Annotated in this window: 12 protein-coding genes and 2 tRNA genes; 10 read left to right on the forward strand and 4 right to left on the reverse strand. The window is 68.5% G+C overall.

Going from position 1 to position 14574, the window contains the following annotated elements; translation table 11 throughout:
* Positions 1-158 precede the first annotated feature (158 nt).
* The 6 genes from lspA (at position 159) to A5728_RS00175 (ending at position 8207) form a co-directional block, all read left to right on the forward strand.
* Complete coding sequence (lspA, locus tag A5728_RS00150) at positions 159-611, forward strand: signal peptidase II (RefSeq protein WP_064845141.1); 453 nt, start codon at positions 159-161, stop codon at positions 609-611.
* Complete coding sequence (locus A5728_RS00155; RefSeq protein WP_156523323.1) at positions 601-1578, forward strand: RluA family pseudouridine synthase; 978 nt, start codon at positions 601-603, stop codon at positions 1576-1578. The genes lspA and A5728_RS00155 overlap by 11 nt, the downstream gene beginning before the upstream one ends.
* A gap of 116 nt (positions 1579-1694) precedes the next feature.
* Entirely contained in the window at positions 1695-5189 is a 3495-nt protein-coding gene (gene dnaE / locus A5728_RS00160) for a DNA polymerase III subunit alpha (RefSeq protein WP_064845164.1), read from the forward strand.
* 217 nt (positions 5190-5406) lie between these two features.
* Positions 5407-6792 (forward strand): histidinol dehydrogenase, encoded by a 1386-nt coding sequence (hisD, locus tag A5728_RS00165; protein WP_064845142.1) that lies wholly within the window; start codon positions 5407-5409, stop codon positions 6790-6792.
* A gap of 3 nt (positions 6793-6795) precedes the next feature.
* Positions 6796-7470, forward strand: a complete 675-nt coding sequence (gene nrdR / locus A5728_RS00170; RefSeq protein WP_064845143.1) for a transcriptional regulator NrdR — start codon at positions 6796-6798, stop codon at positions 7468-7470.
* A gap of 95 nt (positions 7471-7565) precedes the next feature.
* Entirely contained in the window at positions 7566-8207 is a 642-nt protein-coding gene (locus A5728_RS00175; RefSeq protein WP_064845144.1) for a GNAT family N-acetyltransferase, read from the forward strand.
* A gap of 263 nt (positions 8208-8470) precedes the next feature.
* Here A5728_RS00175 and A5728_RS00180 read toward each other — a convergent pair.
* Positions 8471-8546 (reverse strand) — tRNA-Val (locus A5728_RS00180).
* Positions 8547-8754: 208 nt separating this feature from the next.
* Here A5728_RS00180 and A5728_RS13860 point away from each other — a divergent pair.
* Both A5728_RS13860 and gndA read left to right on the forward strand, forming a co-directional pair.
* Positions 8755-8825: transfer RNA gene (locus A5728_RS13860), tRNA-OTHER, on the forward strand.
* Between the two features lie 114 nt (positions 8826-8939).
* Positions 8940-10397, forward strand: coding sequence for an NADP-dependent phosphogluconate dehydrogenase (gene gndA / locus A5728_RS00185; protein ID WP_064845145.1), 1458 nt, complete (start codon positions 8940-8942; stop codon positions 10395-10397).
* A 108-nt stretch (positions 10398-10505) separates the two neighbouring features.
* Here the strand turns inward: gndA and epsC are convergent, their stop codons facing one another.
* From epsC to msrA, 3 genes are all read right to left on the reverse strand, one after another.
* A complete protein-coding gene (epsC, locus tag A5728_RS00190; RefSeq protein WP_064845146.1) occupies positions 10506-11090 on the reverse strand; it encodes a serine O-acetyltransferase EpsC in 585 nt (194 codons plus the stop codon).
* 118 nt (positions 11091-11208) lie between these two features.
* Entirely contained in the window at positions 11209-12144 is a 936-nt protein-coding gene (gene cysK, locus A5728_RS00195) for a cysteine synthase A (protein ID WP_035961305.1), read from the reverse strand.
* 95 nt (positions 12145-12239) lie between these two features.
* Positions 12240-12779: a peptide-methionine (S)-S-oxide reductase MsrA gene (msrA, locus tag A5728_RS00200; RefSeq protein ID WP_035962271.1), complete on the reverse strand. Its 540-nt coding sequence runs from the start codon at positions 12777-12779 to the stop codon at positions 12240-12242.
* A 70-nt stretch (positions 12780-12849) separates the two neighbouring features.
* Between msrA and A5728_RS00205 the strand changes: the two genes are divergently transcribed.
* Together A5728_RS00205 and A5728_RS00210 are read left to right on the forward strand one after the other, a co-directional pair.
* Positions 12850-13731, forward strand: a complete 882-nt coding sequence (locus A5728_RS00205; protein ID WP_064845147.1) for a Nif3-like dinuclear metal center hexameric protein — start codon at positions 12850-12852, stop codon at positions 13729-13731.
* 53 nt (positions 13732-13784) lie between these two features.
* Positions 13785-14513 (forward strand): zinc ribbon domain-containing protein, encoded by a 729-nt coding sequence (locus A5728_RS00210; RefSeq protein ID WP_064845148.1) that lies wholly within the window; start codon positions 13785-13787, stop codon positions 14511-14513.
* Positions 14514-14574: the final 61 nt, after the last annotated feature.

Consider the following 14574-nt stretch of genomic DNA (forward strand, 5'->3'; position numbering starts at 1 on the left):
ACCCCCCCACCGCCCGCCCCCGCTGACGCTCCCGTCTCCGCGACCACCAAGCGCACGGGCGCCAAGTAAGCGCCGGTAACGGAACATACCCCGGCCGCGGCGGCGGCCCCCCGGGCCCCCCCGGGGGGGCCCGCCGCTGCCTCGTCATCTCCCTGCTCGTGGCCGCAGCGTGGTACGCGGCGGACCAGCTAAGCAAACTGTGGGTCGTGGAGAACCTCCCGATCGGCCGGCAGTACCCCGTGATCCCCGGCCTGCTGTGGTGGGAACACATCCGCAACAGCGGCGCGGCGTTCTCCCTCGGTTCCAACTTCACGTGGGTCTTCACGATCGTGATGGCCGTGGTAATCGTTGCGATCCTGTGGAACCTGCGCCGGGTGCGGGACCCGCTGTGGGCGCTCGCCCTGGGACTGGTCCTGGGCGGTGCCGCGGGCAACCTCACCGACCGGTTGTTCCGGGAGCCCTCCTTCGCGCACGGACACGTGGTGGACTTCATCGCGGTGCCCCGCTTCGCGATCTTCAACGTGGCCGATTGCGGGGTGGTCGTGGGCGTGGTGCTGATCCTCGTGCTGATCATGACCAATCGCCAGATGGAGGTGCCCCGTGGCCGTTGAGCACACTCGCCCCACCGGTTCCGAACCCGAGTACGTGAGCGAGCGGTTCACGGCCACGGCCGAGCAGGAAGGTTCCCGGCTCGACGCCGCCGTGGCCGCCTGGACGGGTTTGTCCCGTTCGGCGGCGGCACAGTTGTGCGCCGAGAAGCGGGTGAGCTTCCGGGGGCGGCCCGCGCCCAAGTCCCACAGGGTGGGTGCGGCCGAGACCTACACGGTCCAGGTCCCGGTGCCCGAGGACCCCCACCGCATCGCCGCGCAGCACGTTCCGGATCTACGCCTGGTGCACGTGAACCCGGGCTACGTGGTGATCGACAAACCCGCAGGGGTTGCCGCGCACCCCTCGCCCGGGTGGAAGGGACCCACCGTGGCCGGGGCGCTGGCCGGGGCTGGGATCACGATTGCGACCTCGGGGGCTCCCGAGCGACAGGGGATCGTGCACCGCCTGGACGTGGGGACCTCCGGGCTCATGGTCGTCGCCCGCGACGAGAACGCCTACACGGTGCTCAAGCGCGCCTTCAAGGAGCGCACGGTCACCAAGGTCTACCACACGGTGGTCCAGGGCATCCCGGATCCGCTCAAGGGAACCATCGACGCCCCAATCGGGCGGCACCCGGGACACGAGTGGCGCTTCGCGGTGCTGCAGGACGGTCGCCGTTCCGTGACCCATTACGAGGTGCTCGAGGCCTTCGGGCGGGCGTCCCTCGTGGAGGTGCACCTGGAGACCGGGCGCACCCACCAGATCCGCGTGCACTTCAACGCCCTGCAGCACCCGTGCTGCGGGGATCTCACGTACGGGGCGGATCCCGCGCTGTCCGCGGGGCTGGGGCTCACGCGGCAGTGGTTGCACGCCACGCGGCTCGGGTTCACGAGCCCCGACACGGGGGAGGACGTGGAGTACACGAGCCCCTATCCCGCGGATCTCGCCTATGCCGTGGAGACGCTGCGGGAGGGCGGCCCGCAGCTGTGACGGATCTCCACCGCGTCCACCCTCAGCGGGTCGGTGCGGGGTCCTAGACTGGGGCGGTGACTTCGGCGACCGGCAAAAAAGGCTTCACCCATCTCCACGTGCACACCGAGTACTCCATGTTGGACGGTGCCGCGCGCCTGACCGACCTCTTCGAGGAATGCCACCGGTTGGGCATGGACTCCCTGGCCACCACGGACCACGGCTTTGTCTTCGGGGCGTTCGACTTCTGGAACAAGGCGCGCGCCGCGGGGATCAAGCCGATCATCGGTGTGGAGGCCTATCTGACCCCGGGCACCGCGCGGCAGGACCGTTCCCGCGTGAAGTTCGCGGACGGCGGGCGCGACGACGTCTCGGGCGCCGGTGCCTACACCCACATGACCCTGCTCGCGCAGACGAGCGAGGGCATGCAGAACCTGTTCCGCGCGTCCACCAAGGCGTCGCTCGAGGGTCAGCTGTACAAGCCGCGTATGGACCGGGAACTGCTCAACCAGTACGGCAAGGGTCTGATCGCCACCACGGGCTGCCCGTCCGGTGAGGTGCAGACCCGCTTGCGGTTGGGTCAGTACGACCAGGCCGTGCAGGCGGCCGCCGAGTTCCGGGACATCTTCGGCGCAGAGAACTTCTACTGCGAACTCATGGACCACGGGCTCGGGATCGAGAAGCGGGTCACGCAGGACCTGCTCAAGCTCGCCAAAGAGCTCAACCTGCCGCTCGTGGCCACCAACGACCTGCACTACACGCACGCGGAGGACGCCAAATCCCATGCCGCGTTGCTGTGCGTGCAGTCCGGTTCCACGTTGCAGGACCCCAAGCGGTTCAAGTTCGACGCGGACGAGTTCTACCTCAAATCCCCGGAACAGATGCGCGAGCTCTTCCGGGACTTCCCGGAGGCGTGCGACAACACCCTGGAGATCGCCGAGCGCTGCGAGGTGGATTTCGACACCTCCGCGAACTACATGCCGCGTTTCCCCACCCCGGAGGGCGAGGACGAGACCTCGTGGTTCATCAAGGAGGTCGAGAAAGGGCTGCACTACCGCTTCCCCGGGGGCATCCCGGACGACGTCCGCGAGCAGGCCGAGTACGAGAAGAAGATCATCATCCAGATGGGCTTCCCCGGTTACTTCCTGGTGGTCGCGGACTTCATCAACTGGTCCAAGGACAACGGGATCCGCGTGGGTCCGGGCCGTGGTTCCGGTGCGGGGTCCATGGTCGCGTACGCCATGCGCATCACCGAGCTCAACCCGCTGCAGCACGGGCTGATCTTCGAGCGCTTCCTCAACCCGGACCGCGTGTCCATGCCCGACTTCGACGTCGACTTCGATGATCGCCGCCGCTCCGAGGTCATCCACTACGTGACCGAGAAGTACGGCGACGAGCGCGTGGCCATGATCGTCACGTACGGCACCATCAAGGCCAAGCAGGCGCTCAAGGACTCCTCCCGCGTGCTGGGCTACCCGTTCTCCATGGGGGAGCGGTTGACCAAGGCCATGCCGCCGGACGTCATGGGCAAGGGCATTTCCCTGCAGGACGTCTACGACCAGGACGCCAAGCGCTACGACGAGGCGGGGGAGCTGCGCGAGATCCTCGCGGACGACCCCGAGTCCATGAAGGTCTTCGAGACCGCCCAGGGCCTCGAGGGGCTCAAGCGCCAGTGGGGTGTGCACGCGGCCGGTGTGATCATGTCCTCGGACCCGCTGATCGACATCATCCCGTTGATGCGCCGCGAGCAGGACGGGCAGGTCATCACCCAGTTCGACTACCCCACGTGCGAGGGGCTGGGGCTGATCAAGATGGACTTCCTGGGGTTGCGCAACCTCACGATCATCTCGGATGCCCTCGAGAACATCACGCTCAACCGGGACGGGTTCGTCCTGGACCTCGAGCACCTGCCGATCGACGACGCTGGTTCCTACGACTTGCTCGCGCGCGGTGACACCCTCGGGGTGTTCCAGTTGGACGGCGGGCCCATGCGTCAGCTGCTCAAACTGATGCGCCCCGACAACTTCGAGGACATCTCCGCGACCATCGCGCTGTACCGCCCCGGGCCCATGGGTGCGAACTCGCACACCAACTACGCGCTGCGCAAGAACGGCGCGCAGGAGATCACGCCGATCCACCCGGAGCTCGCGGAACCGCTGTCGGAGATCCTGGGCACCACGTACGGGTTGATCGTGTACCAGGAGCAGGTCATGGCGATCGCCCAGAAGGTGGCCGGCTACTCCCTGGGTCAGGCGGACATCCTCCGCCGCGCCATGGGCAAGAAGAAGAAGGCGGAGCTGGACAAGCAGTACCAGGGCTTCCACCAGGGGATGATCGACCGCGGGTACTCCGAAGACGCGATCAAGGCGCTGTGGGACATCCTGCTGCCGTTCTCGGACTACGCGTTCAACAAGGCGCACTCCGCGGCCTACGGGCTCGTGTCCTACTGGACGGCGTACCTCAAGGCGCACTACCCGGCCGAGTACATGGCCGCGCTGCTCACCTCGGTCGGTGACGACAAGGACAAGCTCGCCATGTACCTGACCGAGTGCCGCCACATGGGGATCACGGTGCTGCCCCCGGACGTCAACGAGTCCGAACTGAACTTCACCCCGGTGGGCACCGACATCCGCTTCGGCATGGGCGCGGTGCGCAACGTGGGGTCCAACGTGGTGCAGGCCATGGTGGACGCGCGCACCGAGCAGGGCAAGTTCACGTCCTTCACCGATTTCTTGGCCAAGGTCCCGGCCGTGGTGTGCAACAAGCGCACCATCGAGTCCATGATCAAGGCCGGTGCGTTCGACCAGCTGGGTCACACGCGCCGCAGCCTGGTGATGTGCCACGAGCAAGCCGTGGAGGACGTCGTCGCGCAGAAGAAGAAGGAGGACAACGGCGAGTTCACGTTCGACATCTTCGCGATGGGCGGCGCCGACGACGCCGAGCAGGAGACGTTCTCCGTGGAGGTCCCGGAGGTCCCCGAGTGGGAGCGCAAGGATCTGCTGGCGTTCGAGCGCGAGATGCTCGGTCTCTACGTCTCCGACCATCCCCTGCGCGGGCTCGACGACGCCCTGGGCCAGTACACGGACACCACGATCGCCTCGCTGCTCACCGAGGAGAACACCCGTCCCGACGGTGCGGTGATTACCGTGGGTGGGATGATCACGTCCCTGTCCCGCAGGATCGCGAAGTCGTCCGGCAACGCGTACGCGCGCGTGGAGCTCGAGGACCGCTCGGGATCCATCGAGATCATGTTCTTCGGCAAGGCATATGCGCCCATCGCCGGGGTCCTTGCCGAGGACCTGATCTGCGTGATCAAGGGCCGTATGCAGCGCCGCGACGACGGTTCCATCTCCATCTCCGCCCAGGAACTCACGGTGCCCGAGTTGAGCGTGGATGGTTCCTCGGGACCCGTGTGCGTGGCCCTGCCCGAGCACCGGGCCACGGAGGCCGTGATCCGCCGGATCGGGGAGGTGCTGCGCAATCACAAGGGGGACTCGGAGGTGCGGATCCACTTGGACACGCATCGCAGCGTCCAGGTCATGCGCCTGGGCCCCGAGTACCGGGTCAACCCGTCGCCGGCCCTGTTCGGTGACCTCAAGGTCCTCCTGGGCCCGGCCTGCCTCGAGGCGTGACGACGCGGCGCCGGGCGCGTCACCGGGCGCTCGTGAACGGGCGGCGTCGAACGGGCCGCGGTTCGACGCCGCACGGGTAGTTGCGCGACGCTGCCCGGGCCGCCGCGCGGCGTCGGACGTGACGCTGCGTGACCTCGGAATGCACGGTGCGTGGGTTCTAGCCGTGTGCGGGTGTTGCCCGAGCGGTCCGCGCGGGGCGCGATTGTAGACTGGGCGGGTGAGTGAGTACAGCCTTGAATCCGCATCCCCGGCGACCACTGGTTCCCACCTGCGGGTCATCGACCTGCGGGGACGGCACCTGGACTGGAACGAGCTGCGTGCGGCGGTGCCGCGCCAAGCGGCGTCGTCCGTCGCTGAGGCGGAGGACAGCGTCCGCTCGATCATCGAGGACGTCCGCTCCCGTGGCGCGCAGGCGCTGCGGGATCTCGCCTTCACGTTCGACGGCGTGGACCAGCAACGGATCAGGGTGGCGCCCGAGCAGATCGAGCGCGCGGTGGCCGAACTCGACCCCGCGGTGCGCCACGGACTGGAGTCCGCGATCGAGCGCACGCGCGCCTTCGCCCGGGCGCAGCGGCCGAAGGACGTGAGCGTGGAGGTCGCCCCCGGTGCCGTCCTGCGCCACCGGTGGACCCCGGTGCGTCGCGCAGGGCTCTATATCCCCGGTGGGTTGGCCGTGTACCCGTCCTCGGTCGTCATGAACGTCGTGCCGGCCCAGGCCGCGGGCGTGGAATCCGTGGTGCTGTGTTCGCCGCCCCAGAAGGACTTCGACGGACTGCCCCACCCCGTGATTCTGGCCGCGGCCGGTCTGCTCGGTGTGGACGAGGTGTGGGCCGTAGGCGGCGCGCAGTCGCTCGCCGCCTTGGCCTACGGAATCACCGATGGTGAGGACGTCCTGGAACCCGTCAACACCGTGACCGGCCCGGGCAACATCTTCGTGGCCATGGCCAAGCGGCAGTTGCGCTCCGTGGTGGGCGTGGACGCCGAGGCCGGCACCACCGAGATCGCGGTGCTCGCCGACGACTCTGCGGATCCGAGGTTCGTGGCCGCGGACCTCATCTCGCAGGCCGAACACGATCCCGCTGCGGGGTCCGTGCTGATCACCGATTCCGAGGACCTGGCCCGGGCGGTCGAGGAGCAGCTCGCGGTCCAGGTGCCCGCCGCCAAACACCGTGAGCGGATCGCCACGGCACTGGGTGGACCCCAGTCCGGGGTCGTGCTCACGAACAACCTCGACCAGTCCGTGGCGGTTGCGGACGCGTACGCCGCCGAGCACCTCGAAATCCACACGCGGGACGCCGCCGCGGTGGCCGCGCGGGTGCGCAACGCCGGCGCGATCTTCGTGGGCCCGTACAGTCCCGTGCCCCTCGGGGACTACGCCGCCGGTTCCAACCACGTGCTGCCCACGGGCGGGACCGCGGTGTTCAACTCGGGACTGCAGGCGGCGTCGTTCATGAAGGCCGTGCAGGTCATCGAGTACAGCGAGAAGGCGCTCGCGCAGCTCGAGGACGACATCGTGGCGCTCGCGGACACCGAGGATCTGCCCGCGCACGGTCGCGCCGTCACGATCCGCTCCGAGGCCGCCGCACCGGGCCGGGAAGGCTGAGCCGTGCACTGCCCGTTCTGCCGGCACAACGACTCCAAGGTGGTGGATTCGCGCACCTCGGACGACGGCACATCCATCCGCCGACGCCGCCGGTGCACCGAGTGCGGCCGACGCTTCTCCACGCTCGAGACCACGACCATCTCGGTGATCAAGCGCTCGGGGGTGACCGAACCGTTCGACCGCCAGAAGATCGTCAACGGCGTGCGCAAGGCATGTCAGGGTCGCCCCGTCAGCGAGGACGACCTCGCGATGCTCGCCCAGGAGGTCGAGGAATCCATCCGGGCCTCGGGCAGTGCGGAGGTCGAGGCGCACGACGTGGGCCTGTCCATCCTCCCGCCCCTGCGCCGCCTGGACGTCGTGGCCTACTTGCGGTTCGCGTCCGTGTACCAGGCGTTCGACGACCTCGAGGACTTTGAGCGCGCGATCAACGTGCTGCGCGATCAGCAGGCGGAGCTCGCGGGTCAGCAGACCCTCGTTCCTCCCGCTGCGGGTCCGGGAACCAACGGTGGCGTACGACGTCGCTCGGGCCGGCGCCCCGCGCAGGGCACGGACGCGGCGTCGGAGGACACTGCCGCGGAGGCCCCCGAGGACGACACGGCACCGAAAAAGGCCGCTCCGACGCGGCGTCGTCGGGCCAAGAAACCGGCGGAGACGCCCACGCAGCCGCGACTTCTCTGAGCGTCGCACGTCCTTTGCCTGCCGGGTGAACGAGCTCGTCATGGACGGGCTCGGCACCCGGCCCGCTCTTAGGGGCGTGCTGTTACTCTCTGGTTGTGCATACGACTCAGGGCGCCGACCACGACGCCGCGCAGCAGATCGACATCCTCCACCCGGCCGCCGCGGACACGCAGCGCGCCGCCGCGACCCTGGCCCGGGCGTTCTCGGTGGACCCCCACGTGGTGGGTCTGCTCCCGCCCGGTGACGTGATCGGGTCCCTGACCGTCCTGTGGGAGCGCATCGTGCGGGAGACCCTGCAGGCGGGCGGCCACGCGTATCTCGCCGAGCGGCGGGGCGAGGAGCGTCCGTTGGGCGTGGCCCTGTGGGAGGCCCCCGGGAGCAAGGTGTCGATCCCTCGGATGCTTCCGGGTCTCTTGGCTTACGCGCGGGTGTTCCGTGATCGCCTCCCGGATGCCCTTGCGACCGAGTTCCTGGCCCATCGCCAGCATCCAGCCACCCCGCACTGGTACCTCAAGGCCGTGGGGACCCTGCCCGATCTGCAGCGGACGGGCGTGGGGAGCATGCTGCTCAACGAACGGCTCGCCCACATCGACCGCGAGCACACTGGGGCGTACCTGGAGGCCTCCACGCTGGACCTTGTGCCCTTCTACTCGCGTTTCGGGTTCATCTCCCGGGGACCGGTGCCGTCCCGCGGGACGGTCCCCGCGATCGGGATGTGGCGCCCGCCCGTGGCGTGAGGGACCGGAAGGTTCCCTCCGGGTGCCGCGGAGATCGCCCTGAGATGCGCCTTGCGCACCTGTGCGAGTTCGATGCTGCCAGCGATCAATGCGGCCACGGGGCTCACGAACGTGCCGTTGATACTCGTGTCGACGACGCCGTCCATGATGCGCTCGGAGAGTCCCCACCGTCTCAGTAGACCTGCATCGCTCGTCCTAGGAGATAGGCCGGGGCCATTCCGCGACCCCGGCGCGATGGGCTTGACGTCCGTTCGTCGTACGTGTGGTGGGCCCTACCGGGATCGAACCGATGACATCCACGGTGTAAACGTGGCGCTCTACCAGCTGAGCTAAAGGCCCGGGATCGGGTGGGCACGACTGGACCAGCTGCCAGCACCCGATTGCGGATCAGCCTACCCGCAGGTCACGGCGGGACCCAACACGATGCACGAGTCCGTGTGTGATGTTGACCACCATAGGTTCCCCGTTCGGCGTCGCGTTTGACACCGCGCGGTCACGATGCGTTAAGCTGATGATGCAAACGCGCTCGGTGACGTGTCTTGCTTGAGGGGACGCTGGTGCGCTAGATCGCTTTCGGGCGTGACAGATACGGCGGTTCGATTCCGTCGGTCTCCACCACTTCGAGAAATCCCCGGGACTCAGGTCCCGGGGATTTCTGCATGTCCGAGCGTGTCCGGGGGAACAGGCGGCAATCGCTGCAACCCCACAGGGCAGATGCGTAGGCTAGGGACCATGGCAGCAGAAAAGAAAGCTCACATCGGCGTCACCGGCCTGGCCGTGATGGGCGCCAACCTGGCCCGCAACTTCGCGCACCACGGGTACACCGTGGCCCTGCACAACCGTTCCGAGGGCAAGACCACGGCCCTCATGGAGGAGCACGGTTCCGAGGGGGACTTCATCCCCACCGAGACCATGGAGGAGCTCGTCGATTCCCTCGAGAAGCCGCGCCGCGTGCTGATCATGGTCAAGGCGGGCGCGCCCGTGGATTCCGTGATCGAGCAGCTGACCCCGCTGCTGGACGAGGGCGACATCATCATCGACGGTGGCAACTCCTACTTCCAGGACACGCGGCGTCGTGAGCGCGAGTGCGCAGAGAAAAGCCTGCACTTCGTGGGCGTGGGTGTCTCCGGCGGTGAGGAGGGCGCCCTCAACGGCCCGTCCATCATGCCGGGTGGTTCCGAGGAGTCCTACAAGAGCCTGGGCCCCATGCTCGAAGACATCTCCGCCAAGGCGGACGACGGCGCTCCGTGCTGCGCGTGGATCGGCACTGACGGCGCGGGTCACTTCGTGAAAATGGTGCACAACGGCATCGAGTACGCGGACATGCAGGTCATCGGTGAGGCGCACGAGCTGCTGCGTTCCGTGGCCGGACTGGAGCCCGCCGAGCAGGCGGACGTGTTCGAGGAATGGAACACCACCGAGCTGTCCTCCTACCTCATCGAGATCACCGCGCAGGTGCTGCGTCAGGTGGACTCCCGGACGGGCAAGCCCTTCATCGACATCGTCGCGGACGCCGCGGGTCAGAAGGGCACCGGCCGCTGGACCGTGCAGGAAGCCCTGGAACTGGGCTCCCCGGTCACCGCGATCGCCGAGTCGGTGTTCGCCCGCGCCCTGTCATCTTCCGAGCCCGTGATGCGCAAGGAGGCCCAAGAGGTGCTGCCAGCCGGCATCGGGGACACCACCGAGGACGTCGTGAAGGACCCCGGGTTCGTGGAGGACGTGCGCAAGGCGCTGTACGCGTCCAAGCTCGTGTCCTACGCGCAGGGCCTGGACATGCTCACCATGGCCGGGCGGGAGTACGGTTGGCAGCTGGACCTCGCGACCATCGCGAGCCTATGGCGCAACGGCTGCATCATCCGCGCCGAACTGCTCAACGTGATCATGGCCGCCTACCAGGGGGACAAGGCCCCGTTGAACCTGCTGTTCGCGCCCGAATTCATCACGTCCATCGAGGACGCACTGCCGTCGTGGCGCCGCGTGGTGGCACGCGCCGTCGAACGCGGCATCCCCGCCCCGGTGTTCTCCTCCGCGCTCGCGTACTACGACGCTCTGCGCCGCCCGCGGCTGAACGCCGCCCTGACCCAGGGCCTGCGGGACTACTTCGGTGCCCACACGTACAAGCGCATCGACGACCCGGACTCCAGCTTCCACGTGCTGTGGAGCGGGGACCGCTCCGAGGTCGTGTCCTGAGCACGTGAACCGTCGACCGCTCCCGAGACAGGGGGTGGTAGCGAGAACGGGCCGGGCCCCCACGTGGAGACCCGGCCCGTTCTCGTTGAACCCGTCAGGTAGTCAGCTTCAGATCCACATCGCGGGATCGATGTAGGTCGCGGGGTCCACGAGCGGTTCCTGCTTCTCCGGGGTGCGCCGGCGCACCTTGGCGGGGATGCCGGTCACGATCGAGTCCTCGGGGACGTCCTTGACCACCACGGCATTGGCGCCCACGGAGGAATCATGGCCCACGGTCAGGGGACCCAGGATCTTGGCACCGGCACCGATGGTCACGCGGTCCTGGATCGTGGGGTGACGCTTGACGGGTTCCAAGGAGCGACCACCGAGGGTCACGCCGTGGTAGATCATCACGTCGTCACCGATCTCCGCAGTCTCACCGATCACCACACCCATGCCATGGTCGATGAAGAAGCGCCGACCGATCGTGGCGCCCGGGTGGATCTCCACGCCCGTGGCCCAGCGGGCGAGCTGGGACACGGTGCGCGCCAGCAACCGGCGGTCCGGGTTGCGCCACAACCGGTGGGACAACCTGTGGGCCCAAATGGCGTGCAGCCCCGAGTAGTTCAGGGCGATCTCCAGGTTGGACCGCGCCGCGGGGTCGTGCGTCCGAGCCGTGTCGAGGTCCTCGTTGAGTCTGCGCCAGAAGCTCACGTGTGTTTCCTCTTCCGTGGTGTGCCGGGGTGGGCCGCCCGCCGTGAAGAACGGGTGCCCGGGGTGCGCCTCACTTGTGGTGCGCATCCCGGACACCCGCACGGTCGGGTCGAGTGGATCAGCCCCGGATGTCTTCGTACAGGATCGTGGAGATGTAGCGCTCACCGAAATCGCACACCACGGCGACGATGAGCTTGTCCCGGTTCTCCTCCTTGGCGGCCTCTTGCAGGGCGGCCCACACGATGGCGCCCGAGGAGATGCCGCCCAGGATGCCTTCCTGGGTGCCGAGCTCGCGGGCGTACTTCACGGAGTTCTCCACGGTGACGTCGTAGACGTCGTCGTAGATCTCACGGTCGAGCACGTCCGGGACGAAGTTCGCGCCGAGACCCTGGATCTTGTGGGGGCCGGCCTTGCCCTCGGTCAGCAGCGGGGAGTCGGAGGGCTCCACGGCCACGAGCCGGATGTCGGGCTTCTGCTCGCGCAGGTACTTGCCCGCGCCGGAGATGGTCCCGCCCGTGCCGATACCGGCCACGAAAACGTCCACGGCGCCGTCGGAGTCGTTCCAGATCTCGGGACCCGTGGTCTCGTAATGCACCTGGGGGTTGGCGGGGTTGGCGAACTGGCTCGCGAGGATCGCGTTGTCCGAGGAGTCCACGATCTCCTGGGCCTTGTCCACGGCGCCGCGCATGCCGTCGGCACCCGGGGTCAGCACGATCTCCGCACCGTAGGCGCGCAGCATGACCCGGCGCTCGGTGGACATGGTCTCGGGCATGGTCAGAATGACCTTGTACCCGCGGGCAGCACCCACCATGGCCAGGGCGATGCCCGTGTTACCGGAGGTGCCCTCCACGATCGTCCCACCGGGCTTGAGCTGGCCGGAGGCCTCGGCGGCATCCACGATGGCCTTGCCGATCCGGTCCTTCACGGAGTTGGCGGGGTTGTAGAACTCGAGCTTCACGGCCACGTTGCCGGGGAGGTCCTTGTCCAGGTGGTTCAGGCGGACGAGGGGAGTGCCTCCCACGACCTCGGTGACGTCGTTGTAAATCTTGCCCATGACATGTCTCCTGTTCAGTCGGTCCGCGGGGCATGGCACACGTGCCGGTCCCCGCACAGAGTCTTCTCCAGCGTATCGGTGGCCTGGGTGGCGGCTCAGTCGTTCAGCCACACGGCGTAATGTTGGCGCACCTTCGCGAGCTTGGGGTTGATGATCACTTGGCAGTAGCCGTTGAATGGTTGGTTGCCGTAGAAGTCCTGGTGGAAGTCCTCTGCCTCGTGCACGGGCCCGAGCGGCTCGATGGTGGTCACCACGGGATCGTCGAACAGGGTCTGCGCCCGGGAGATCGCGGCCTCGAAGAGGTGCCGTTGCTCGTCGTCGGCGGGGAACATGGCGGAGCGGTACTGCGTGCCCACGTCGTAGCCCTGGCGGTTGAGCGTAGTGGGGTCGTGGCCCGTGAAGAACAGGTCCAGAATCACGTCGGCGGGAACCACGGAGGGATCGAACGTGACCTCCACGGCCTCGGCGTGGCCCGTGGTGCCCGAGCACACGGACTCGTAGTCGGGGTGGTCCGTGTGCCCTCCCGTGTACACACTGCGCACCCCCTGCACGCCGCGCACCCTGCGGTAGACGGCGTCCAGGCACCAGAAGCAGCCACCGGCCAGCACGAACGTCTGCGGTGTCGATGAAGTCATGCCCAGTACAACGCGTGACGCGCCAGAAGATTCCCGCCGCTCGCCCAGCGCGAACTCCTAGGATGAGGCCATGAGCACCGAACGCCCGTCCGACGCCCCGCCCACGCTCGAGGACGTGCTCGCCGCCGCGGACACTCTGTGGCCCTTCCCGTTGCAGGAGGACTGGGACGCGTCCGGGCTCGTCACGGGGCGGGCGGAGCAGCCGATCCGGCGGATCCACTTCGCGGTGGATCCCGTGGCCGCCGTGGTGGACGAGGCCGTCTCCAGGGACGCGGACCTGTTGCTGACCCACCACCCGCTGTTGCTGCGCGGGGTCACGTCGGTGGCCGCGCACATGTTCAAGGGCCGTGCGATCCACGACCTCATCGAGAACCGCTGCGCCCTGCTGTGTTGCCACACGAACGCGGACTCCGCGCGCCGGGGCGTGTCGGACGCGCTGATCGCGGCGTGCGGTGTCTCTCCCGACGACGCCGCTCCGCTCGTCCCGCACGACACGGACCCCCGCGTGGGGCTGGGTCGGGTGGGGACCCTGACCACGCCGGTGACGCTGCGCGAACTCGCGGACCGACTCGCGCAGCGGATCCCGCCCACGGCGCAGGGCCTGCGCGTGGCCGGCGATCCCGAGCGACCCGTGAGCACCGTGGCGGTGTGCGGGGGCTCCGGGGACTCCCTCTTCGACGAGGTCCGGGCCCACGGGGCGGATGTGTTCGTGACCGCGGACCTGCGCCACCATCCGGCCTCCGAAGCGCGGGAAGCCGCCCTGGGCCCCGGGGGATCGGGCACCCCTGCGCTGATCGACGCCGCCCACTCCGCGAGCGAGGCCCTGTGGTTGCCGTGGGCCGCCGAGGACCTGCGGCACGAACTCGAGCGGCGGGGATTCGCCGTGGAGACCTCCGTCAGCTCGCTGCGCACCGATCCGTGGGACTTCCGGATCGACACGCCCGGGACCTGAAGCACACGCGGACCTACCACCGCACTCAACCAGCCGCACCCCAGGAGAACGCCATGACCTCGCCCCGCTCGGCCCTTCCCGCCCTGTTGGAACTCCAGTCCGTGGACTCCCGGTTGCTCACCGTGATGGCCCGGGCCAAGGAGTTGCAGACCTCCGAGCGGGTGGCTTCCCTCATGGCCCGGCGGACGCAGGCGATCGCGGCGGCCCGCGCCCTCGAGACCGCCCAGCAGGAGGCCGAGCGGGCGGTGGCCGAGGCGGAGCGGGAGGTCACCCGGATCCAGGACCGGATCGACAAGGACACCGAGCGGCTCAACCACGGCGGCTCCGCCAAGGACCTCATGGGCATCCAGCACGAGATCGACACCCTCACCGCGCAGCGCGGACGGGCCGAGGACGCGCAATTGCAGGCCATGGACCACGCCGAGGAGGTCACCGCGGACCGGGACCGGAAGCTGCCCCTGTTGCGCGCCGCGGACGCCGAGGCCCGCGCGGCGGTGGCCGAGCGGGACGCGGAGCTGTCCCGGCTCAAAGAGGAGCACGCGCGGCTGACCGCGGAGCGCTCCACGCGTGTATCGGAGTTCACTGATCCCGCCCTGCTGAACCGCTACGACGGCCTGCGCACCGCCCGCGGGGGAGGCCGGATCGCCGTCGCACGCTTCGAGAACGGAACGTGCGGGGCGTGCGGCACCCGGTTGAGCCCCGCCGACGCCGCGGCGCTGACGAATACTCCGGCGCAGACCGTGCCCCAGTGCCCCGAGTGTTCCGCGCTGCTCCTGGTGTGAGCCCGGGCTCGCGCGCATCCGGTCCTGAACTGCGCGGCCCGCTCCTCATCGGCCGCTCGCA

It is taken from the genome of Kocuria sp. ICS0012 (assembly GCF_001665945.1).
Lineage (GTDB): Bacteria > Actinomycetota > Actinomycetes > Actinomycetales > Micrococcaceae > Kocuria > Kocuria marina.

Excerpts from the sequence above, each read along its gene's own strand:
- dnaE (WP_064845164.1), top strand. The coding sequence starts at position 1,695 with ATGTTGGACGGTGCCGCGCGCCTGACCGACCTCTTCGAGGAATGCCAC.
- gndA (WP_064845145.1), top strand. The coding sequence starts at position 8,940 with ATGGCAGCAGAAAAGAAAGCTCACATCGGCGTCACCGGCCTGGCCGTG.
- cysK (WP_035961305.1), bottom strand. The coding sequence starts at position 12,144 with ATGGGCAAGATTTACAACGACGTCACCGAGGTCGTGGGAGGCACTCCC.
- msrA (WP_035962271.1), bottom strand. The coding sequence starts at position 12,779 with ATGACTTCATCGACACCGCAGACGTTCGTGCTGGCCGGTGGCTGCTTC.
- A5728_RS00205 (WP_064845147.1), top strand. The coding sequence starts at position 12,850 with ATGAGCACCGAACGCCCGTCCGACGCCCCGCCCACGCTCGAGGACGTG.
- A5728_RS00210 (WP_064845148.1), top strand. The coding sequence starts at position 13,785 with ATGACCTCGCCCCGCTCGGCCCTTCCCGCCCTGTTGGAACTCCAGTCC.